The 22,004-nt window shown below is 71.0% G+C and carries 15 protein-coding genes; 11 read left to right on the forward strand and 4 right to left on the reverse strand.

Features of this window, described 5'->3' with window-relative positions; all coding sequences use genetic code 11:
- Window positions 1–15 precede the first annotated feature (15 nt).
- The gene (locus LRD69_RS19835) at window positions 16–906 is read left to right on the forward strand and encodes a LysR family transcriptional regulator (protein ID WP_277327890.1); all 891 of its coding nucleotides are present in this window, start codon (window positions 16–18) and stop codon (window positions 904–906) included.
- A 70-nt stretch (window positions 907–976) separates the two neighbouring features.
- Here LRD69_RS19835 and LRD69_RS19840 read toward each other — a convergent pair whose 3' ends face one another.
- Complete coding sequence (locus LRD69_RS19840; protein ID WP_277327891.1) at window positions 977–1,315, reverse strand: WhiB family transcriptional regulator; 339 nt, start codon at window positions 1,313–1,315, stop codon at window positions 977–979.
- 414 nt (window positions 1,316–1,729) lie between these two features.
- Here LRD69_RS19840 and LRD69_RS19845 point away from each other — a divergent pair, with 414 nt between their 5' ends.
- The 4 genes from LRD69_RS19845 to LRD69_RS19860 all read left to right on the forward strand — a co-directional run bounded on the left by LRD69_RS19845 (window position 1,730) and on the right by LRD69_RS19860 (window position 6,086).
- A complete protein-coding gene (locus tag LRD69_RS19845) occupies window positions 1,730–2,341 on the forward strand; it encodes a response regulator transcription factor (RefSeq protein ID WP_003948568.1) in 612 nt (203 codons plus the stop codon).
- Window positions 2,342–2,635: 294 nt separating this feature from the next.
- Window positions 2,636–3,211, forward strand: coding sequence for a sigma-70 family RNA polymerase sigma factor (locus LRD69_RS19850; RefSeq protein ID WP_277327892.1), 576 nt, complete (start codon window positions 2,636–2,638; stop codon window positions 3,209–3,211).
- Between the two features lie 140 nt (window positions 3,212–3,351).
- Window positions 3,352–4,857: an IMP dehydrogenase gene (gene guaB, locus LRD69_RS19855; RefSeq protein ID WP_277327893.1), complete on the forward strand. Its 1,506-nt coding sequence runs from the start codon at window positions 3,352–3,354 to the stop codon at window positions 4,855–4,857.
- A 104-nt stretch (window positions 4,858–4,961) separates the two neighbouring features.
- Window positions 4,962–6,086 carry a GuaB3 family IMP dehydrogenase-related protein gene (locus LRD69_RS19860; RefSeq protein WP_072486665.1) on the forward strand — a complete coding sequence of 375 codons (1,125 nt, stop codon included), beginning with the start codon at window positions 4,962–4,964 and terminating at the stop codon, window positions 6,084–6,086.
- A gap of 66 nt (window positions 6,087–6,152) precedes the next feature.
- Here the strand turns inward: LRD69_RS19860 and LRD69_RS19865 are convergent, their stop codons facing one another.
- On the reverse strand, window positions 6,153–6,752 hold the full coding sequence (locus tag LRD69_RS19865) for a hypothetical protein (protein WP_277327894.1): 600 nt from the start codon (window positions 6,750–6,752) through the stop codon (window positions 6,153–6,155).
- 105 nt (window positions 6,753–6,857) lie between these two features.
- Window positions 6,858–8,120, reverse strand: a complete 1,263-nt coding sequence (locus tag LRD69_RS19870; RefSeq protein ID WP_277327895.1) for a nucleotide sugar dehydrogenase — start codon at window positions 8,118–8,120, stop codon at window positions 6,858–6,860.
- 248 nt (window positions 8,121–8,368) lie between these two features.
- Here LRD69_RS19870 and LRD69_RS19875 point away from each other — a divergent pair, with 248 nt between their 5' ends.
- Window positions 8,369–10,075 carry a glycerol-3-phosphate dehydrogenase/oxidase gene (locus LRD69_RS19875; protein WP_277327896.1) on the forward strand — a complete coding sequence of 569 codons (1,707 nt, stop codon included), beginning with the start codon at window positions 8,369–8,371 and terminating at the stop codon, window positions 10,073–10,075.
- Between the two features lie 16 nt (window positions 10,076–10,091).
- On the opposite strand, the gene LRD69_RS19880 is transcribed toward LRD69_RS19875, so the two are convergent.
- Window positions 10,092–11,162 carry a serine hydrolase domain-containing protein gene (locus LRD69_RS19880; RefSeq protein ID WP_277327897.1) on the reverse strand — a complete coding sequence of 357 codons (1,071 nt, stop codon included), beginning with the start codon at window positions 11,160–11,162 and terminating at the stop codon, window positions 10,092–10,094.
- Window positions 11,163–11,281: 119 nt separating this feature from the next.
- Between LRD69_RS19880 and LRD69_RS19885 the strand changes: the two genes are divergently transcribed.
- From LRD69_RS19885 to LRD69_RS19905, 5 genes are all read left to right on the forward strand, one after another.
- The gene (locus tag LRD69_RS19885) at window positions 11,282–13,246 is read left to right on the forward strand and encodes a serine/threonine-protein kinase (protein ID WP_277327898.1); all 1,965 of its coding nucleotides are present in this window, start codon (window positions 11,282–11,284) and stop codon (window positions 13,244–13,246) included.
- A 172-nt stretch (window positions 13,247–13,418) separates the two neighbouring features.
- Window positions 13,419–16,217, forward strand: coding sequence for a protein kinase (locus LRD69_RS19890; protein WP_277327899.1), 2,799 nt, complete (start codon window positions 13,419–13,421; stop codon window positions 16,215–16,217).
- 150 nt (window positions 16,218–16,367) lie between these two features.
- The gene (locus LRD69_RS19895) at window positions 16,368–18,026 is read left to right on the forward strand and encodes a serine/threonine-protein kinase (RefSeq protein ID WP_277327900.1); all 1,659 of its coding nucleotides are present in this window, start codon (window positions 16,368–16,370) and stop codon (window positions 18,024–18,026) included.
- A gap of 146 nt (window positions 18,027–18,172) precedes the next feature.
- On the forward strand, window positions 18,173–19,780 hold the full coding sequence (locus LRD69_RS19900) for a succinic semialdehyde dehydrogenase (RefSeq protein ID WP_277327901.1): 1,608 nt from the start codon (window positions 18,173–18,175) through the stop codon (window positions 19,778–19,780).
- Between the two features lie 49 nt (window positions 19,781–19,829).
- Window positions 19,830–21,656: a GMC family oxidoreductase gene (locus LRD69_RS19905; protein WP_277327902.1), complete on the forward strand. Its 1,827-nt coding sequence runs from the start codon at window positions 19,830–19,832 to the stop codon at window positions 21,654–21,656.
- The last annotated feature ends 348 nt before the right edge of the window (window positions 21,657–22,004 follow it).

Raw genomic sequence — 22,004 nt, forward strand, 5'->3', positions numbered from 1 at the left:
CCTTATGGTTGAAGCGTGATCGAAGCCCGTCATCTCCGTGTCCTGCGCGCCGTGGCCGCCACCGGTTCGTTCTCCGCCGCCGCGCGCGAGCTGGGCTGCACGCAGCCGGCGGTCAGCCAGCAGATGAAGGCCCTGGAGTCCTCGGCGGGCACTCCACTGCTGATCCGGACGGGTCGAGAGATGCGGCTCACCCAGGCGGGTGAGGCTCTCGTGCGTCACGCCTCCGGCATCCTCGCCGGGCTGACCGCAGCCGAGGAGGAGGTCGCCGCGATCGCCGGACTTCGGGCCGGACGGGTCCGGCTCGTCTCGTTCCCCAGCGGCAGCTCCACGCTGGTCCCCGGCGCTCTGGCCGCCCTTCGCGCGGCCCACCCCGGGACCCGGGTCTCCCTGGTCGAGGCCGAGCCGCCGCGCTCGGTCGAAATGCTCCGCGAGGGTGACTGCGACATCGCGCTGGCGTTCCGTTACGGCACGTCGGGCGCCGAATGGGACGACCTGGTCGTCCGCCCGCTGCTCACCGACCGGCTGATCGGGCTGGTCCCCGACGGGCACCGGCTGTCCGGTGCGGAGGCGGTGGGGGTCGGCGAACTGGCCGAGGAGTCCTGGATCGCGGGATGCCCGCGCTGCCGACGTCAGCTGGTGGAGGTCTGCGAAGAGTCCGGCTTCACGCCCCGGATCGACTTCGCCACCGACGACTATCCGGCGGTGATCGGCCTGGTCGGCGCCGGTCTGGGAGTGGCCGTGCTGCCGGAACTGGCGATCCGGTCGGTACGTCCCAAAGGGGCCCGCACCGTGACGGTGGAGCCTGCGATCGAGCGGGAGATCGTCGCGCTGACACTGCCCGATCTGGCCCAGGTCCCCGCCGTGGCGGCCACGTTGGACCAGCTCTCCCTTGCAGCCGCCCGTTAGGGCCTCTCGTCCGGCTCGGGCCCGGGGAAGCTGCTGAAACGTTTCTTCGGTTGGTGTGCGGCGCGGAGCGTCAGCCGTGGCCTGTCTGGGCGGCCAGCCCCGTAGACGCCCCTGCTGTGGCGATGAACCGGTTGCGGGCTCGCCCCATGAGCTCCTCGCGTTCGTCCTCGGTCAGTCCGCCCCACACGCCGTAGGGCTCGCGTACCGCCAGTGCGTGAGCCGCGCACTCGGCGCGTACCGGGCATCGCATGCAGACCTCTTTCGCCGAGTTCTCACGGGCGCTCCGGGCCGCCCCGCGCTCACCCTCCGGGTGGAAGAACAGTGAGCTGTCGACTCCACGGCAGGCCGCCAGCAGCTGCCAGTCCCACAGATCGGCGTTGGGTCCGGGAAGGCGGGAGAAATCTGCCATTGCTTGTCCCCTCAGAACCATGCTGGGTCGGAAACGTCGTTGTCGTGCGTCGTTGACCGTGCCCTTGCGACCGTACATCTACGGTGTAAGTAGATGTAAATATGACTGATTGCGAATCTAGCCACAGACACCAGCAAAAGGGAAGAAAACCCGCTAAATGGGGCATACCTTCAGGTGAAGTGTCGATTGATGGGTCAACGACACGCGCCGCTCTCCTCCGTGTGCGGTCCCTCACGTAGAGTGCCGAACCTGGTCTTCGGACCCGTAACTCTTTCGAGTGACCATCGTTGAGAGGGCGGAAGCGGTTGACGGAAAAAGCGATCGGGCAGATGTCCGAGAGTGTCAACCGCACAGGTGACGACTTGTATCAGCCTGGAGGTTCAAGGTGACGCGCATCAGCTGCGGAGGGCGGTCATGACATCCGTCCTCGTCTGCGACGACTCCCCGCTTGCCCGAGAGGCGCTCCGTCGCGCGGTTGCGACCGTGCCCGGCGTCGAGCGTGTGACGACGGCGGCCAACGGCGAGGAAGTTCTCCGCCGCTGGGGTGCCGACCGTTCGGATCTGATTCTGATGGACGTACGCATGCCCGGTCTGGGGGGTGTGGAGACGGTCCGTCGGCTGCTCTCCGCGGACCCCGGGGCCCGGATCATCATGCTGACCGTCGCCGAGGACCTGGACGGTGTCGCGCTCGCGGTCGCCGCCGGTGCCCGCGGCTATCTGCACAAGGACGCCTCCCGCGCGGAGCTGCGGGCGACCGTCACCCAGGCACTGGCCGACCCGACGTGGCGGCTCGCCCCGCGCCGGCTGCGGTCGGCCGAGATGGGTGCGGCGCCGACGCTCACGGCGCGTGAGATCCAGGTGCTCGAAGGGATGAGCCATGGCCGTTCCAACGCGGAGATCGGGCGCGAGCTCTTCCTCTCCGAGGACACGGTGAAGACGCACGCCCGGCGCCTGTTCAAGAAGCTCGGCGCCTCGGACCGGGCGCACGCCGTGGCGCTCGGCTTCCGCTGGGGCCTGGTGCGCTGATGGCCGGCCCGCTGATGACCGGCCATGGCCGGTAGTCGGCCGCATCCCCGTCCGCACTCCGGCGGGCGGGGCGGCCGGGGTGCCGGACCGCCGATCGGGCGCTCGGCCCCCGCGCCATGTGACGCTTCCCGGCCGATGCCGCATCCTTGAGATGTGGAGTTCCTCGGGAACGATTCGGTCGAGCGGAAGGGGAGGGCGCAGGACATGACTTCCGGCGCACCCGCTCATAACGCTTCGGTGCACAACTACGGACGCGGTGCCACGGATGAAGCGGCGCCGAGGCACCATGGTCCGATGCGCGACGACGAGACAACGGTGATCGGTGCTCTGGTGCATCGCGCCGTCGACGGCGACGCGCAGGCCACCCATGATCTGCTGGCCCATGTCCACCCCCTCGCACTGCGCTACTGCAGGTCCCGGCTGAACCGGCTGCCCGGTGATGCTCGCCACTTCGTGGAGGACCTGGCGCAGGAGGTCTGTGTCGCGGTGCTGATGGCGTTGCCGCGCTACAAGGACACCGGCAGACCCTTCGAAGCCTTTGTCTTCGCCATCGCCGGCCACAAGGTCGCCGATCTCCAGCGTGCCGCCATGCGGCACCCGGGATCGACGGCCGTGCCCTCCGACGAGATGCCGGAGCGGCCGGACGATTCGCTCGGCCCCGAGGAGCGCGCGCTGCTCAGCAGCGATGCGGCCTGGGCCAAGCAACTGCTCGCCAACCTTCCGGAGAACCAGCGCGAACTGCTGGTTCTGCGGGTCGCCGTCGGTCTGACCGCGGAGGAGACCGGGCAGATGCTCGGCATGTCGCCGGGCGCCGTCCGGGTCGCCCAGCACCGCGCGCTGAGCAGACTGCGGGCCCTCGCCGAGCAGTAGTGCGGCACCGGCTTCACCCCCTGACGGAGTCCCGTACGAAGCTACAGAACCTCTGGGTGATCTTGCTCGTGGAATGAGACACCCCCGGAGGCCGTTAGCATGGACATCCGCACCGATCAAGGCCATTTGGGGAAGGTGTCATGACTGCAAACGTCGACGGAGTGCCCGAGAAATTCGCGACGCTCGGGCTGACATACGACGACGTGCTGCTGCTGCCCGGCGCGTCCGACATGGCGCCCGATCAGATCGATACTTCCTCGTACATCTCGAAGAACGTGCGGGTGAACATCCCGCTGCTGTCCGCCGCGATGGACAAGGTCACCGAGGCCCGCATGGCGATCGCCATGGCCCGTCAGGGTGGCGCCGGTGTCCTGCACCGCAATCTCTCCATCGCGGACCAGGCCAACCAGGTCGACCTGGTGAAGCGTTCCGAGTCCGGCATGGTCACCGACCCGATCACGGTCCACCCGGACGCGACCCTGCGCGACGCCGACGAGCTGTGCGCCAAGTTCCGTATCAGCGGCGTGCCGGTCACCGACGGGGCGGGCAAGCTGCTCGGCATCGTCACCAACCGTGACATGGCCTTCGAGTCGGACCGTTCGCGCCAGGTGCGTGAGGTCATGACGCCGATGCCGCTGGTCACGGGCAAGGTCGGCATCTCCGGCGTGGACGCCATGGAGCTGCTGCGCCGCCACAAGATCGAGAAGCTTCCGCTGGTCGACGACGCCGGGGTCCTCAAGGGCCTCATCACCGTCAAGGACTTCGTCAAGGCCGAGAAGTACCCGAACGCGGCGAAGGACAGCGAGGGCCGGCTGCTGGTCGGCGCCGCCGTCGGCGTCGCGGGCGACGCCTTCGAGCGGGCCCAGGCACTCGTCGAGGCGGGCGTCGACTTCATCGTCGTCGACACCGCCCACGGCCACTCCCGTCTCGTCTCCGACATGGTCGCCAAGATCAAGTCGAACGCGTCCGGCGTCGACGTCATCGGCGGCAACATCGCCACCCGTGACGGCGCCCAGGCGCTGATCGACGCCGGTGTCGACGGCATCAAGGTCGGCGTCGGCCCCGGCTCCATCTGCACCACCCGCGTCGTCGCCGGCATCGGCGTCCCGCAGGTCACCGCGATCTACGAGGCCTCGCTCGCCGCCAAGGCGGCCGGCGTCCCGGTCATCGGGGACGGCGGCCTGCAGTACTCCGGAGACATCGCCAAGGCCCTGGTCGCCGGTGCGGACACCGTGATGCTCGGCTCGCTGCTCGCGGGCTGCGAGGAGTCGCCGGGCGAGCTGCTCTTCATCAACGGCAAGCAGTTCAAGTCGTACCGCGGCATGGGCTCGCTCGCGGCGATGCAGACCCGCGGCGACCGCAAGTCGTTCTCCAAGGACCGCTACTTCCAGGAGGGTGTCGCCTCCGACGAGAAGCTGGTCCCCGAGGGCATCGAGGGCCAGGTCCCGTACCGCGGCCCGCTCTCCGCGGTCGTCCACCAGCTCACCGGCGGTCTGCGTCAGTCGATGTTCTACGTCGGCGGCCGCACCGTTCCTGAGCTCCAGGCCAACGGCCGGTTCGTCCGGATCACCTCGGCGGGCCTCAAGGAGAGCCACCCGCACGACATCCAGATGACGGTCGAAGCGCCGAACTACAGCAGGAAGTAACGCATCAGTACAGGTGAGGGGCGGTCCGGGCACACCGGGACCGCCCCTCACCCGTGTGTCGGGGATACTGGGAAACGCAGACGTAGAGGGAAAGGCCACACATCGTGACTGAGATCGAGATCGGGCGCGGCAAGCGCGGCCGCCGGGCGTACGCATTCGACGACATCGCCGTCGTTCCGAGCCGTCGCACCCGCGACCCGAAGGAGGTCTCGATCGCCTGGCAGATCGACGCCTACCGGTTCGAGCTGCCGTTCCTGGCCGCTCCCATGGACTCCGTGGTCTCCCCGCAGACCGCGATCCGGATCGGCGAGCTGGGCGGCCTCGGGGTCCTGAACCTCGAGGGCCTGTGGACCCGGCACGCCGACCCGCAGCCGCTCCTCGACGAGATCGCCGAGATGCCGGTGGAATCGGCGACCCGCCGCCTGCAGGAGATCTACTCCGCGCCGATCCAGGAGGAGCTGATCGGGCAGCGCATCAAGGAGGTGCGCGACTCCGGTGTCGTCACCGCCGCCGCGCTCTCGCCGCAGCGCACCGCCCAGTTCTCCAAGGCCGTCGTCGACGCGGGGGTGGACATCTTCGTCATCCGCGGTACGACGGTCTCCGCCGAGCACGTCTCCGGCGCGGCCGAGCCGCTCAACCTCAAGCAGTTCATCTACGAGCTGGACGTCCCGGTGATCGTCGGCGGCTGCGCGACGTACACCGCGGCCCTGCACCTGATGCGGACCGGCGCTGCCGGTGTCCTCGTCGGCTTCGGCGGCGGCGCCGCGCACACCACGCGCAACGTCTTCGGCATCCAGGTCCCGATGGCGACCGCGGTCGCCGATGTGGCCGGGGCCCGCCGCGACTACATGGACGAGTCCGGCGGCCGGTACGTGCACGTGATCGCGGACGGTGGCGTCGGCTGGTCCGGCGACCTGCCGAAGGCCATCGCCTGCGGCGCCGACGCCGTGATGATGGGCTCCCCGCTGGCCCGCGCGACGGACGCGCCCGGCCGCGGCCGGCACTGGGGCATGGAGGCCGTCCACGAGGACGTGCCGCGCGGCAAGCTGGTCGACCTGGGCTCCGTCGGGACGACGGAGGAGGTCCTGACCGGGCCCTCGCACACCCCCGACGGCTCGATGAACATCTTCGGCGCGCTGCGCCGGGCGATGGCGACGACGGGGTACAGCGACCTCAAGGAGTTCCAGCGCGTCGAGGTGACGGTGGCGGACTCGCAGCACCGCCGCTGATCGTTCCCGGACGTACGGAAGGGCCCGGACCGCCGCTGCGGTCCGGGCCCTTCCGCATGGGTCCGGTCAGCCGGCGGCCTTCTTGGCACCGGAGAACGCGGCGAACGCGGCGATCGCGATGAAGACGAAGGAGAGCGGGCCGGCGTCGGCCTTCCACGCCTCGTTCAGGAGGCCGAAGTGGTCGAAGAACAGCTCGGAGACGGTGACCGGGAGCTCCTTCGCGGCGATCATCGCCTCGCCGAGCAGCTGGCCGAAGTAGACGGAGACCAGGGCGAGCACGGCGCTGAGGACCGGCAGTACGGGGTTGCGGCCACCGACCTTGCCCGCCGCGAGGCCGACGACGAAGCCGACGCCCACGGCCGCGTAACCGATCTCGTGCTTGGTGGCGCCGATGATCGCGCCGTAGATGCCCGCGGCGACGACGGCCGCGACGACGGCGGCGAGCAGGCCGAGTCCGACGTTGTTGCGCGCGGGCGCCGGGGCCGGTGCGAACGGCACGCCGCCGAACTGGCCGGGCTCGCCCGGCTGCTGACCGGCGAACGGATTGCCGGTCGCGACGCCGGACTGACCGGGCTGCCCCGGCTGCTGGTCCGCGAACGGGTTGCCGCCGGGCTGGGCGTCGTACGGCTGCTGCGGCTGGTTCGACGGCGGCACGGACTGGCTCATGATGGGATCCCCCCTGGGACGGATGCGCACGACTGTGCGAGAAGTGACGCCGCAGGCTAACAGCCGCCTCCGACATCTCCCACCGAAATCCTTGGGGGACCGCCCTCACAGCCGATGCGCGGCTCCTGCCGGGGTGGCGCCCCGGGTGTCCAGGAGGAGCTGGGCCTTCACCGCGAGACCCTGGAGGTCGTACGTGCGGTGGTGCTGGAGCAGGACCGTCAGGTCCGCGCTCGCCGCCGCCTCGTACAGCGAGTCCGCGCGCGGTACGGGAAGTTCGCGCACGCGCCAGTCCAGGACGTGAGGGTCGTGGTAACCGATCTGTGCGCCCATGTCCAGCAGCCGGGTGGCGACCTCCCGTGCGGGGGAGGCCTCCTGGTCGGCGAGGTCCGGCTTGTAGGTGACGCCGAGGAGGAGGACCCGGGCACCGCGGAGGGACTTGCCGTGTTCGTTCAGCAGGGTGGCGCAGCGCTGGATCACGTAACTCGGCATCCGGTCGTTGATCTCCTGCGCGAGCGAGACCATGCGCAGGGGGTGGCCGGGGGTGCGGCTGCTGTACGGGAGGAAGCCCGGGTCGACCGGGGCGCCGTGCCCGCCGACGCCGGGACCCGGGCGGAACGGCTGGAAGCCGAACGGCTTGGTCTCGGCACACCGGATGACGTCCCAGAGGTCGACGCCGAGGTCGTGGCAGAGCACCGCCATCTCGTTGACCAGGGCGATGTTGACGTGCCGGAAGTTGGTCTCCAGGACCTTGGTCATCTCGGCCTCGCGCGGCCCGCGGGCCCGTACGACCTTGTCCGTGAGCCGCCCGTAGAAGGCGGCGGCCGATTCGGTGCACGCCGGGGTGAGGCCGCCGATGACCTTGGGGGTGTTGGTGTACACGTGGGTGCGGTTGCCGGGGTCGAGGCGACTGGGGGAGCAGGCGAGATGAAAGTCGCGCCCGGCGACCAGCCCCGACCCCTCTTCGAGGAGGGGGCGTACGAAGTTCTCGGTGGTGCCGGGCGGCACGGCCGATTCCAGCAGGACGGTGGTGTGCGGGCGCAGCCGGGCGGCGAGGGCGCGGGTGGCGTCGCCGACGGCGGTGAGGTCGAGGTTGCGGTCGGCGCCGAGGGGGGTGGGCGCGCAGATGACGGCGGTACGGACCCGGCCCAGCTCGGCCGGGTTGGTGGTGGGCCGGAAGCCCCCTGCGAGCATCCGGCGGATCTCCGATGCGGCGAGGGAGCCTTCGACGGGGGTGCGGCCGGCGGAGAGTTCGGCGTACGGGCGGGGATCGGTGTCGTAGCCGACGGTCTGGACACCGGCGGCGACGGCGGCTTGGACGAGGGGCAGGCCGAGGTGACCGAGTCCGATGACGGCGAGGTCTGCGGGCATGTGGGTGGCCGTCCTTCCCTAAGACCATGAGAGCAGAAAGCGCAACCGCTGAGGACAGCGCAATGTCACACTAGGCGTAAATATGACCTATATGCCGCATTGTGCGGCTCCGGTCGCCCGGGTGTTGTCCACAGGCGGTGGCTGAAGTCACGGACCACAGACAGAATCGAGTGGTGGGCATGGGCGCCCGGCCGCTCGGCCGGACCGCAGCCCCGTGCCCGACCACCCCGATCCACCGGGAGGCAGCAGTGAGGACAGCGACACTGGGACCCGCGGAGCGCGCCGAGGCGCTCGCCGCGCTGGCCGAGCGCGAACTGGACGTGCTGGTCGTGGGAGCGGGCGTGGTGGGCGCCGGGACGGCACTGGACGCGGTCACGCGAGGGCTGTCGACCGGACTGGTCGAGGCGCGTGACTGGGCGTCCGGCACGTCGAGCAGATCGAGCAAGCTGATACATGGTGGTCTGCGCTATCTGGAGATGCTCGATTTCGCGCTCGTGCGGGAGGCGCTGAAGGAGCGTGGACTGCTCCTGGGGCGGCTGGCCCCGCATCTGGTGAAGCCCGTGCCGTTCCTCTATCCGCTGCAGCACAAGGGCTGGGAGCGGCTCTACGCGGGTTCGGGCGTCGCCCTGTACGACGCGATGTCGGTGTCGTCCGGGCACGGCCGCGGGCTGCCCGTGCACCGGCATCTCTCCCGCCGCCGCGCCCTGCAGGTCGCGCCCGCGCTGAAGAAGGACGCCCTGGTCGGGGCGTTGCAGTACTACGACGCCCAGATGGACGACGCCCGCTATGTGGCGACGCTGGTGCGCACGGCCGCCGGATACGGCGCGCACGTGGCGAACCGGGCGCGGGTGATCGGCTTCCTGCGGGAGGGCGAGCGGGTTGTCGGCGCACGCGTGCGGGACGTCGAGGCGGGTGAGGAGTACGAGGTCAGGGCCGAACAGGTGGTCAACGCCACCGGAGTGTGGACGGACGACACCCAGGCGCTGATCGGAGAGCGCGGACAGTTCCACGTCCGGGCCTCGAAGGGCATCCATCTGGTCGTCCCCAAGGACCGCATCCACTCCTCGACCGGTCTGATCCTGCGGACCGAGAAGTCGGTGCTGTTCGTGATCCCGTGGGGCCGCCACTGGATCGTCGGTACGACGGACACCGACTGGGACCTGGACAAGGCGCATCCGGCGGCGTCCAGCGCCGATATCGACTATCTGCTCGAACACGTCAACTCGGTCCTGGCCACACCGCTCACCAGGGACGACGTCGAGGGCGTCTATGCCGGGCTGAGACCCCTGCTGGCCGGCGAGTCGGACGCGACCAGCAAGCTCTCGCGCGAGCACACGGTGGCGCACCCGCTGCCGGGGCTCGTGGTCGTCGCGGGCGGCAAGTACACGACGTACCGGGTGATGGCGAAGGACGCCGTCGACGAGGCGGTGCACGGCCTCGACCAGCGGGTTGCGGACTGTGTCACGGAGGACGTCCCGCTGCTGGGCGCGGAGGGCTACCGGGCCCTGTGGAACGCGCGGGCGAGGATCGCGGCCCGCACCGGGCTCCATGTCGCCCGAGTGGAGCATCTGCTGAACCGGTTCGGATCCATGACCGAGGAGATCCTCGAACTGATCGCCGCCGATCCCTCACTGGGCGAGCCGCTGCCGTCGGCGGACGACTATCTGAAGGCCGAGATCGTCTATGCCGCCTCGCACGAGGGGGCGCGCCATCTCGACGACGTACTGACACGGCGGACCCGGATCTCCATCGAGACCTTCGACCGGGGCACGCGCAGTGCTCGGATCTGTGCGGAGCTGATGGCACCGGTCCTGGGGTGGGACAAGGGGCAGATCGAGCGGGAGGTGGAGCACTACGAGAAGCGGGTGCAGGCGGAGCGGGAGTCGCAGCGCCAGCCGGACGACCAGGCGGCGGACGCGGCGCGGCTCGGGGCGCCGGACATCGTGCCGATCTGAGCAGGTCCGCGCGCGTCTATGGACGTCGGCAGAACTCGGCGTCGAGGAGGGCCGGTTCGAGGGACGGATCGGACAGGCCGTCCGTGTTGATGCGGAACGTCAGGATGTGCCGGCCGTCGCGTGTGGCGGCGGTACGGACATAACTGCCCGTTATACGGCCGTTGTGACCCCAGACGGTGATACCGCAGGAGAGTTTCTGCGGATAGATGCCCATGCCATAGGTCCCGTCGGCCGCACCGGTGTTCAGCAGCAGGGAGTTCACCTGGGCGGGCGGGAGCAGCCGCCCGCCGAGCAGGGCCGTGTAGAAGCGGTTCAGATCGGCGAGCGTGGAGATGAGCTCGCCCGCGGCGCCCGCGGTGCGCGGGTCGAGAGCGGTCACGTCGCGGAGGCTGCCGTCGGACGGGTTGTGGGAGTAGCCGCGGCCGTGCGGCGCGGGCAGCGCGGTGCGGGCACCGGGGAGCGAGGTGCCGGTGAGACGGAGCGGGTTGATGATGCGGCGGCGGATCTCGGTGGCGTAACTGTGCCCGGTGACGCGTTGGACGACGAGGCCCAGCAGGACGTAATCGGTGTTGGAGTAGGCGTAGACGCCGGGAGCGTTCGTGGGGCGGTGGGCGACGGCCGTACGGACGGCGGCGGTGGCGGAGACGGGGCGGGCGTCCGGGTCGTCGGTGTAGTCGTAGAGACCGCTGGTGTGGGTGAGCAGGGCGCTCAGGGTGATGCGGGAGCCGTCATTGCCGTGCCCCCGCACCAGCCCGGGGAGATGGCGGTCCACGGTGTCCGACAGTTGCAGCCTGTGCTCCCCGGCCAGTTGGAGGACGACCGTCGCGACGAACGTCTTGGTGATGCTCCCGGCCCGGAACCGGTCCGGGCGCCGGATGCCGGGACCGGTCGAACGGTAGATGTCGTACGGAGCGGCGGACGTGCTCCGGGCGAGGAGTGCCGCGGCCGGAGCGCCGCCTTCCGCGACAAGCCGGGGAAGGTAGGAGGCTGCGGGCGTGAGGTGTGGTTCGCTGGGAAGGCTCGCTGATCCGAGGCCGAGCAGCGCAATCACCAATGGGGTGACGAGCAGCGCCCTGAGTATCGGCATGGCACGGAGTCCCTTCCTCCGGCCCCATCATGACGGACCACGGACCCGGCACCATGACCGGTCCCGGGGTGAGGGACAATGAACGCTCTGCCAGGGCGGGTTGATCGCAGAGGGGACGCATGTCGGAGGCGGAGCAGGCACGGGAGCCCCAACGGGACACGGATGGACGTCTCCTTGCGGGTAGGTACCGGCTCGGGAAGGTGCTCGGCCGGGGCGGTATGGGCACGGTCTGGCGCGCCGTCGACGAGACGCTGGGCCGCACGGTCGCGGTCAAGGAACTGCGGTTCCCGTCGGCCATCGACGACGACGAGAAGCGCCGGCTGATCACGCGCACGCTGCGCGAGGCGAAGGCCATTGCCCGGATCCGCAACAACGGCGCGGTGACGGTCTATGACGTGGTCGACGAGGACGACCGGCCGTGGATCGTCATGGAGCTCATCGAGGGCAAATCCCTTGCCGAGGTGGTGCGCGAGGACGGCGTGCTGACGCCCAGACGCGCGGCCGAGGTCGGTCTCGCGATCCTCGACGTGCTGCGCCTGGCGCACCGCGAGGGCATTCTGCACCGCGATGTGAAGCCGTCCAACGTACTGATCTCCGAGGACGGCCGGGTCGTCCTGACCGACTTCGGTATCGCGCAGGTCGAGGGTGACCCGTCCGTCACTTCGACGGGGATGCTCGTCGGCGCCCCCTCGTACATCTCGCCGGAGCGCGCCCGCGGCCACAAGCCGGGACCGCCCGCCGACCTGTGGTCGCTCGGCGGACTGCTGTACGCGAGCGTCGAGGGCTCTCCGCCGTACGACAAGGGGTCGGCCATCGCCACCCTGACCGCCGTCATGACCGAGCCGCTCGACCCGCCGAAGAACGCGGGCCCGCTGGAGGAGGTCATCTACGGCCTCCTCGCGAGGGACCCCGAGCAGCGACTCGACGACGCAGGCGCCCGGGCACTGCTCAACGGGGTGATCCACGCCGCGGACAAGCCCGCCCCGGTCGTGCCCCCGCCGGCCGACTCCACCCAGGTGATGGCCCTGCCCCGTGTCATCGGTGCCCCCCGCACGAAGGGGACGTCGAAGTCCGGGGAGACGGGGGAGGGGGCGCGCGACCGCCTGCGCGGTGCGCTGCGCTCCGTCCGGAACGCGAAGACGGCGCCCGGCGCCGGTGCGGGTGTGGCTGTCGACGCGTCCGCGCCCGCCGCTGCGCAGAGTGCTTCTTCGGCTCCGGCCCGGCCCACGGCTTCGCCGGCCTCCGCCGTCGGAGGCGTACCGCCACAGCGTCCGGGCGGCTCGTCGAGCGCACCGGCCCGCGCCTCCCTCACGGACGTGGTCCCGCGCCGCACGCTCGCGATCATCGCGGCCGCCGTCGTCCTCGCCCTTCTCGGCACGGTCCTTGCGCTCACCATGAGCGGGGGCGACAAGGACGACGAAGGCGGCGGCAAGGGCGACACCTCCGCCTCGGCCGGGGCCTCCGCAGGCGGCGGCTCCGGTGACACCGGCACGGGCGACGCCAGCGGCAAGGACCAGGCCCAGGGAGAGAACAAGAGCGGCGGCCAGGGGCAGGACGAGGGCAAGGGCGACGACTCGGGCAAGGGGTCGGACGGCTCCGGTTCCGGTGGTTCGGACGCCGGCGCACTGCCCGACGGGTACAAGACGGTCACCAACAAGCGGTTCCACTTCACGATGGCCATGCCCGCGGACTTCACGCCCTACAAGATCGCCGGCAGCAACTCGGGCCAGATCTACAACGTCGCCGGTGGCTTCCCGCGCGTCCAGATCGACTACAACAGCTCTCCCGGCAGCGACGCGGCCGCCGCGTGGAACGCGTTGAAGGGCGCGGTCGCGGCCAGCAGCAACGGCTACCGGCACCTCGGCATAAAGAAGATCGACTTCAACGGCTACCCGACCGTCGCCGACTGGCAGTTCGAGCGCGACGAGCACGGCCAGCGGAGCCGGATCCTGAACCGCGGTTTCAAGGTCGATGCCACGCACGGCTACTCGATCATGATCAGCTGCAAGGCGAGCGAGTGGAACAGCAAGGAGTGCCGGACCCTGCGTGCGACGGCCTTCGCGACGTTCGAGCCCAAGGACTGAGCGGCACCTGCTTGCGTCGACCCTGCCGCACGCCCGGCACATGCCACGTATGGTGAGAGCTTGAGAACCGTACGCAGCCAAAACCATAGGTCAATTGCACGGTAAGTGACCATAATTGACGGGTTGGTACGGGGCTCATGGCCGGGGGGACAGCGCGCTCTGGGGAGGCGTCGTGGACGACTACGCGGGTCGGGTGCTCGCCGACCGATACCGCCTGCCGCTGCCGCCGTCCGACGAGTACGAACTGGTCGAGACCCGGGCGTTCGACACGTACAGCGGCCAGGAAGTCCTGGTGCGCCAAGTGCCGTTGCCCGAGGTCGTCGACGCCGAGATGCTGGACGGCGACGGACCGCCGTCGGCCGCCCGCCGCACCACCGGGCGAACGGTGCGACGGTCCACGGACCCCGCCGTCCGGCGGGCGATCGAGGCCGCGCAGGCTGCCGCCCAGGTGCCCGATCATCCGAGGCTCGACCAGGTCTTCGACGTGTTCGCCGAGGCCGGATCGCTCTGGATCGTGAGTGAGCTCGTCGCGGCGCGCCCGCTGGCCGCACTGCTCGCCGAACGGCCGCTGAACCCCTACCGGGCCGCCGAGATCGGCTCCGATGTGCTGACGGCCCTTCGGGTGCTGCACGCGCACGGCTGGACCCACCGGAACATCACCGTCCGCACGGTGCTGATCTGCGACGACGGGCGCGTCGTACTGACCGGCCTGGCGTCCGGGGCGGCGGAGGAGGCACTGTGCGGGTACGTACCGGTGCCGCAGCCCGACGACGAGGACCCGTACGGACCGCCCGCGGTCGGGGCGGGGCCGGCGGCCGGTCCTCACGTGCCGCCCGCGGCGTCGCTGCCGCCCGCCGGGCCGCACGGGTCCGCGGGGCCGTACGAGTCCGGCGGGCCGCACGGGCCCGTGGCCCCGGACGGGCCGGCGGGTCCGTCCGGGTCCGCTGATCCCGGCATGTCCGCCGGTCCGGTCGCACCGGTCGGGCTGCCGGCCGCGCGCGGCCACGCCGGTGAACTGGAAGCCGTGCGGCCGCATCTGAACCCCGACCCTCCCCGCGCGGGCAGTGCGGCGCAGTTGCGGGCCGCGCGCGCCGGAGCCATCGCCGCCTACCGGGCGGGAACGCGTGCCGCCGCGCGCGTCAACGAGGAGCAGCGACAGGCCGGGACAGGCGAGACGGCGGGAGCGGAGGAGCCCCGAATCCTTCCCGCCCAGCGTCCCGGACCGCCCGGGTCCGGCAGGCCGCAGCCGACGGGCGGGTGGGGCCCCACCGCCGACGATCCGTACGACGACGAGGGCGACGACGAGGACGGCAGCCGGGGCGATGCTCCGTACGGTGGCGAGTACGGCGGCCGGTACGGCGGCGAAAGCGACGACAGCGACGACGAAGGAACCGGCGGCCGCCGTGGACAGGGGGCGCCCGGCCGGCGGATGCATCTGACCGGTACGTGGGGCGACGGCGCCGGCTTCGGCCGCCCCGTGCCCGCCGGAGGCTCCAACGAGGACGCCCTGCGCGCCGACGCCCGACGCCACGGCGCCGCAGTGTCGCAGCAGCTGCCGCAGCAGGCGGTCTCCGGCCGCTGGGACGACATCGTCGCCGGGGGCCGGGCCGTCCCCGCCTACCGCGGCCCCGCCACCCCCCTCGCCGCCGAACGCGCCCGGCAGACACGGATCGCGGTCGTCGGTGCCGTCACCGAGCGCTGGGCGCCCGAGCAGGCCGGGCCGGTCCACGAGAACTGGCAGCTGGCGCCGCCCATCGGGCCGGCCACCGACCTCTGGGCGCTGGGCGCCCTGCTCTACCGCGCCGTCCAGGGCCACGCCCCGTACCCCGAGGAGCATGCGGCCGAGCTCGTCCAGATGGTCTGCGGCGAACCGCCCGCCTTCGCCGAGGAGTGCGGCCCGCTGCGCCCGGTCGTCGAGTCGCTGCTGCGCCAGGACCCCACCGAGCGGCCGGACTTCGAGGAGCTGCGCGGCTGGCTGCGCTCCCTCGTGCGGTCGGCCCCCGAACCCGAGGCCGGTTTCGACGTCGTACCGCTGCCGTCCGTCGACGACACCCGGCTGCCCGTCGTGCGCCGCCGCGGCGAGCTGGTCCGCAGGCGTCGCAGCCGCCTGGGAAGCGCATCGGCGCACGGCCGTCACCGCCAGACGAGGGAGCGACCCGACCGGTTCGAGAGCGCACGGGCCGAAAAGGCGCCCCGGCTTCCGCGGGAGCCCAAGGGACCCAAGGCGCTGCGCACCCCTCCCCGTCCGCGGCCGGGCAGCGAGGGACGTGCACCGAGGCGGCTCGGTCGGCTGCTGCTCGCGCTGATCCTGCTGGGGATGATCGCGGCGATCGCGTACGCCGTGCTGTTCTTGCCCAAGGCGGGCGCCGGATCCGACGCGAAGGGCAAGGCCCCGGCCGCCACGGGGAGCCGCACGCCCGGTGCGACCGATCCGGACGCACCCACGGGCGCGACGTCGAAGCCCTCGCGGTCGCCCGGGGCACAGAAGCCGCAGACCAGCCGCTCCGCCGTGGCCCTCGCCCCGGGGTACACCCTGCGCAAGGACGACGAGGGCTTCGAGGTCGGCGTGCTCAAGGGCTGGCAGCGCAGCCCGGCCGGCGCCGACCGGCAGATCCGGTACGGCAGTGACGGCTTCAGCCTGCTGATCGTGCCGGGGCGCGACACGGTGAAGGCCAACGGCGGCGATCCGCTGGCCTATCAGCGCGACAAGGAACGGGAGTTGCAGCCCTTCCGCGACTCCAGCTGGTCCTCGGCGACGGGGCTGCGCCGTATCGACGTCGGCCGACAGGCCATGGCGGAGGGCCAGTTCACCTGGCAGGACGACACCGGGCGCGAAGTGTACGTCCGCAACCTCGCGATGATCGTCGACGGGCGGTACCACGTGCTCCAGGTACTCGGCCCGGACAGCGAGCGCGACAAGGTGACGGCCATCTACGAACAGGCCATCGCCTCGTACCGGGTGACGTCCTGAGCCACCGGCAGAAAGCGCGGTCGGCGTCCTGCCGGCGAGCAGGGCGGCGGAGCGACAAGCATCACAGTGAGGTCTCGTGAGCGATGCGAGGTTCCGTGGCCGTACATCCCCTCCGTAACCTGGCAGCCGAAGGAAACGGGGCGGGGACACGTGGATCGATCGCAGGGAACGGACGCGGGGCTGGTACTGGCCGGAAGATACCGGCTCGGTGAAGTCCTCGGGCGCGGTGGCATGGGCAAGGTCTGGCGGGCTCATGACGAAGTGCTGCACCGCACGGTCGCCGTCAAGGAGTTGACCGCCGGGCTGTACGTCGCGGAGGCCGACCGGGTCGTGCTGCATGCCCGGACCCAGAAGGAGGCCCGAGCGGCGGCGCGGATCACCCACCCGGGCGTGGTCACCGTCCATGACGTGGTGGAGTACGACAACCGCCCCTGGATCGTCATGCAGTACGTCGACGGGCCGTCACTCGCCGACGCCGCCAAGGAGAGCGGCGAGATCGCGCCGCGCGAGGCGGCCAGGATCGGCCTCCATGTCCTCGGCGCGCTGCGCGCCGCGCACAGCGCCGGTGTGCTGCACCGGGACGTCAAGCCCGGCAACGTGCTCCTTGCCCGCGACGGCCGGGTGCTGCTCACCGACTTCGGTATCGCAGCGATAGAGGGTGACTCGACCATCACCAGGACCGGTGAACTGGTCGGCTCCATCGACTATCTGGCGCCCGAACGGGTACGCGGCGGGGACCCGGGGCCCGCGTCCGACCTCTGGTCCCTCGGAGCCACGCTCTATGCGGCGGTCGAGGGGTGCTCGCCGTTCCGCCGTTCGTCCCCGATCTCCACCATGCAGGCCGTCGTCACCGAGGAACCACCGCCGCCCGCCCGGGCCGGGGCGCTCGCGCCGGTGATCACCGCACTGCTCCGCAAGGACCCGGCGGACCGGCCGTCGGCGGCCGAGACGGAGCGGATGCTGCTGGAGGCGATGGAGGGGCGCGAGCCCCGGGCCGCGCAGGCGTACGTCCCGACCCAGCGCGTCCCCGAGGAGGTCCTGCGCTCGATGGGCCCGGCCGGTACGGGCGCGGGCACCGGCACGGAACCGTTCGTCCCCGACCAGCAGTTCACCATGGCCCCGCAGTACAGCGCCGCCGCCGTGACCCGCCGCAGCAGCGGCCGCTGGCGCACCACGATCCTGGTCGTCGCCCTCGCCGCGCTGATCGGCGGCGGCGCCGGCCTGGCCGCGATGAAGTACGGCGAGAACTCCGGGACGGAGACCACCGGGCGTGGCCCCGCCCACGGCACCGCGCGTTCGCCGCGCCCTTCGCCCGAGGCGTCGAAGCCCACCCCGTCCACGAAGGCCGTACCCGACGGCTGGCACCGGGTAAACGACCCCGAGGGCTTCAGCCTGGTCGTACCCAACGGCTGGAAGCGCCGGGCGGACGGTCAGAACGTCGACTACACCCCGGACGACGGCGACCACTACATCCGCATCAGCGTCGACCCGGAGCCCGACTTCGAGAACTCGTACATGCACATGCTGAACCTGGAGAAGAGCCTCGAGGGGCGGCTGCCCGGGTACGCGCGCAAGACCCTCCACTCCAACAACTACCGCGACCGGCCCGGCTCCCAATGGGAGTTCACCTGGACCGAGTCCAAGGACCACCCGGGTCCCCGCCACGCGATCGACCAGATGTATTACGAGGAGGAGGGCGGCCCGGAATACGCGCTGTACATGACGGGTCCGGCCGCCGACTGGGACACCACCCGGGACCGCTTCGACACGATGCTGCGCGGCTGGCACGCACCCGGCGGCGCGGGCTGAATCATCCGGATTCCACCGGCCGCGAACCACGACAGCTCCCTGATCAGGGGCTTTGTTGCCAGTGATCACTGGCTCGTTTGTGGGGAGTGTGAAAACCTATTACCGACGGGTACCCAAAGCGTGCGGCTGGACATACCCTCGCCCACATGACGGACTCTGCAGGTTCCCCAGGTTCGAATCCCGTGGCCGCGGCCCCGGCCGGTGCGCGCACTGCCGCCGATGTGGTGACCCCCGAGGTGATCGCGCAGCTGACGCGCGGTGTCGTCGGCTCCGGCCGTACCGCGAACCACACGCCGTTCACCGGGGAGAAGCTGGCCGACCTGCCGGAGTCCACGCCCGAGGACGTCGCCACCGCCTTCGAGCGGGCCCGGGCCGCCCAGCCCGCCTGGGCCGCCACCCCCGTCCGGACCCGGGCCGCCGTACTCCTGCGCTTCCACGACCTCGTGCTCGAGCGGCAGGCCGAGGTCCTCGACCTCATCCAGCTGGAGACCGGCAAGGCCCGGCTGCACGCTCACGAGGAGGTGCAGGCGGTCGCCGTCTCCGCCCGGCACTACGGGCGCAGGGCGTCCTCGTATCTGAAGCCGAAGCGGCACACCGGTGTCGTACCGACGCTGACCAAGGTCACCGAGCTGCGCCAGCCGCGCGGTGTCGTCGGCCAGATCGCGCCGTGGAACTACCCGTTCGAGCTCTCCGTCGGCGATGCGCTGCCTGCGTTCGTCTCCGGGAACGCCCTCGTGATGAAGCCCGACACGGAGACCGCGCTGACCGCGCTCTGGGCCCGTGACCTGCTGATCGAGGCCGGGCTGCCCGCCGAGGTGTTCCAGATCGTCCTCGGTGACGGACCGGTCGTGGGGCCCGAGGTCGTCAAGCACGCCGACTACGTCTCGTTCACCGGCTCCACCCGTACCGGCCGTGAGGTCGCCCAGGGCGCCGCCGCCCGTCTGGTCGGCGTCTCGCTGGAGCTCGGCGGCAAGAACGCCATGCTGGTCCTCGAGGACGCCGACGTGGAGAAGGCCGCCGCGGGCGCCGTCCGCGCCTGCTTCTCCTCCGCCGGACAGCTCTGCATCTCCATCGAGCGGCTGTACGTCCACGAGTCGGTCGCCGACGACTTCGTGGCGCGGTTCGCCGCCCGTACGAAGGCCATGCGGCTGGGCAACTCCCTCGCGTACGGCGCCGACATGGGTTCGCTCGTCGGCGAGCGCCAGCTGGAGACCGTCACCCAGCACGTCGCGGAGGCCGTCGAGAAGGGGGCCACGCTCGTCGCGGGAGGTGTCGCCCGCCCCGACATCGGCCCGCTGTTCTACGAGCCGACCATCCTGGAAGGCGTCGAGGCGCCGATGGCCGTCTGTGCCCAGGAGACCTTCGGCCCGGTCGTCTCCATCTACCGCTTCTCCGACGAGGACGAGGTCGTCGACCTCGCCAACGCCACCCCGTACGGCCTGAACTCCAGTGTCTGGACCAAGGACTCCAAGCGCGGCCACCGGGTCGCCGCCCGGCTGCGCACCGGCACGGTCAACATCAACGAGGGGTACGCCCCCGCGTACGGCAGCGTGCAGTCCCCGATGGGCGGCATGAAGGACTCCGGTCTCGGCCGCAGGCACGGCTCCGAGGGCATCCTCAAGTACACCGAGGCTCAGACCGTCGCCCAGCAGAGACTGATCCCGCTCGCCCCGTCCTTCGGGATGGACGACGAGAAGTACGCGGCGTTCATGAGCCGCAGCCTGAAGGCGATGAAGGCGTTCCGCCTGCGCTGATCCCCGTCACACCGCGGCACCTTCTGCCCTTTTCGTACCGAGGAGAGCCATGTCCCAGGACAGCCCTGCCCAGAATCAGGCCGGACCGGCCGGCGAGACCGATGACGACGCGGCGTACGACTACGACGTCCTCGTCGTCGGTTCGGGCTTCGGCGGTGCGGTGTCGGCCCTGCGGCTGACCGAGAAGGGGTACCGGGTCGGGGTCCTGGAGGCGGGCCGCCGCTTCACCCCCGACACGCTCCCCAAGAACTCCTGGGACATCAAGAACTATCTGTGGGCCCCCGCACTCGGGCTCTTCGGCATCCAGCGTGTGCATCTGCTCGGCAACGTGATGGTGCTCGCCGGGGCGGGCGTCGGTGGCGGCTCCCTCAACTACGCCAACACGCTGTACGTGCCCCCGGCGCCGTTCTTCGAGGACCGGCAGTGGGCCGCCATCACCGACTGGAAGGACGAACTGGCGCCGTACTACGACCAGGCCAAGCGGATGCTCGGGGTCCGGCTCAACCCGACGATGACCCCGTCCGACGTCCACCTGAAGGCGACCGCGCAGGCCATGGGGGTCGGCGACTCCTTCCACCTCGCCCCGGTCGGCGTCTTCTTCGGCGACGGCAAGGACGCCGACGGCACGGCCGCTGCGAAGCCCGGCGCCACGGTCGCCGACCCGTACTTCGGCGGCGCGGGCCCCGACCGCAAGGCCTGCACCGAGTGCGGCGAATGCATGACGGGCTGCCGCCACGGCGCGAAGAACACCCTCAACGAGAACTACCTCCACCTCGCCGAGAAGGCCGGAGCGGTCATCCACCCGATGACCTCCGTCGTCGCGATCACGGACGACCCCGAGGGCGGGTACCACGTCTCGACCGTCCCGACGGACCGCCGCAGGAAGGGCAGGCCGACGCTGCTGCGCGCCCGCAGGGTGGTCGTCGCGGCCGGCACCTACGGCACCCAGACCCTGCTCCACACGATGAAGGACCAGGGGCTGCTGCCCCGGCTGTCGGCGCGGCTCGGCGAGCTGACCCGTACCAACTCCGAGGCGCTCGTCGGCTCGCAGACCAGCGACCGCCGCTACCGCAAGAAGCACGGCACCCCGAAGGCCGACTTCACCCAGGGCGTCGCCATCACCTCGTCGATCCACCCCGACGAGAACACCCATATCGAGCCCGTCCGCTACGGCAAGGGCTCCAACGCCATGGGCGCGATGTCGATCCTCCAGGTGCCGTACGGCAGCCGCCGCGTGCTGGGCTGGCTCGGCAGCATGGCCCGGCACCCGGTCCTCGCCGTCCGGTCGCTCTCCAACCGCCGCTGGTCGGAGCGGACCATCATCGGCCTCGTCATGCAGTCGCTGGACAACTCCCTGACCACGTACCGCAAGCCCGGTGGCATCGGAAAGGGCCTGCTCACCGCCCGCCAGGGGCACGGCGCGCCCAATCCGACCCAGATCGAGGAGGCGACGCGCAGCGCTTCACTGCTCGCCGAGGAGATCAACGGCTTCCCCGGGTCGAACGTCGGCGAACTCATGGGCACCCCGCTCACCGCGCACTTCCTCGGCGGCTGCCCGATCGGTGCGAGCGCCGAGGACGGGGTCATCGACCCGTACCACCGGCTGTACGGACACCCGGGCATCTCGGTCGTCGACGGTTCGGCGGTCTCCGCGAACCTCGGCGTCAACCCGTCGCTGACCATCACGGCGCAGGCGGAGCGGGCCATGTCGTTCTGGCCCAACAAGGGCGAGGCGGATCCGCGTCCCGCACAGGCAGAGGCATACGAGCGGCTGGCCGCGGTCGAGCCGAAGGCGCCGGCGGTGCCGAAGGAGGCCTTCGGTGCGCTGAAGCTGCCGTTCCTGGGACTGCCCGCGGTCCCGCCGAAGAAGAAGTAGTCCGCGCACGAGGAGACGAGAGAGCGCTGAGGACAGCAGAGAGGGGCTGCACCCCCCTCCGAGTGCAGCCCCTCACGCCTACTGGTGACGACGCGCGTAGCGCAGCGCTGTCACGGGTGGGGCTGGTTGTTCCGCATGCATGACCTGTGGTCCCGGGCAATGGTTGCCCGGATGTTCACAGGATCCTTATGTGATGCCGATCACGCACTCCTCGCGTCGTGACATGACCAAGGGCCCCGCGGACCGTGAACCGGTCCGCGGGGCCCTTGTCGATCAGCACCGACGTCAGGGCAGCGCCGGTGCCGAGAGGCGGCGCCGGGGGGCAGCGCCGCGGGGAGTGGTGCGCCG

The sequence above is a fragment of the Streptomyces sp. JH14 genome (assembly GCF_029428675.1).
Classification (GTDB): Bacteria; Actinomycetota; Actinomycetes; order Streptomycetales; family Streptomycetaceae; genus Streptomyces.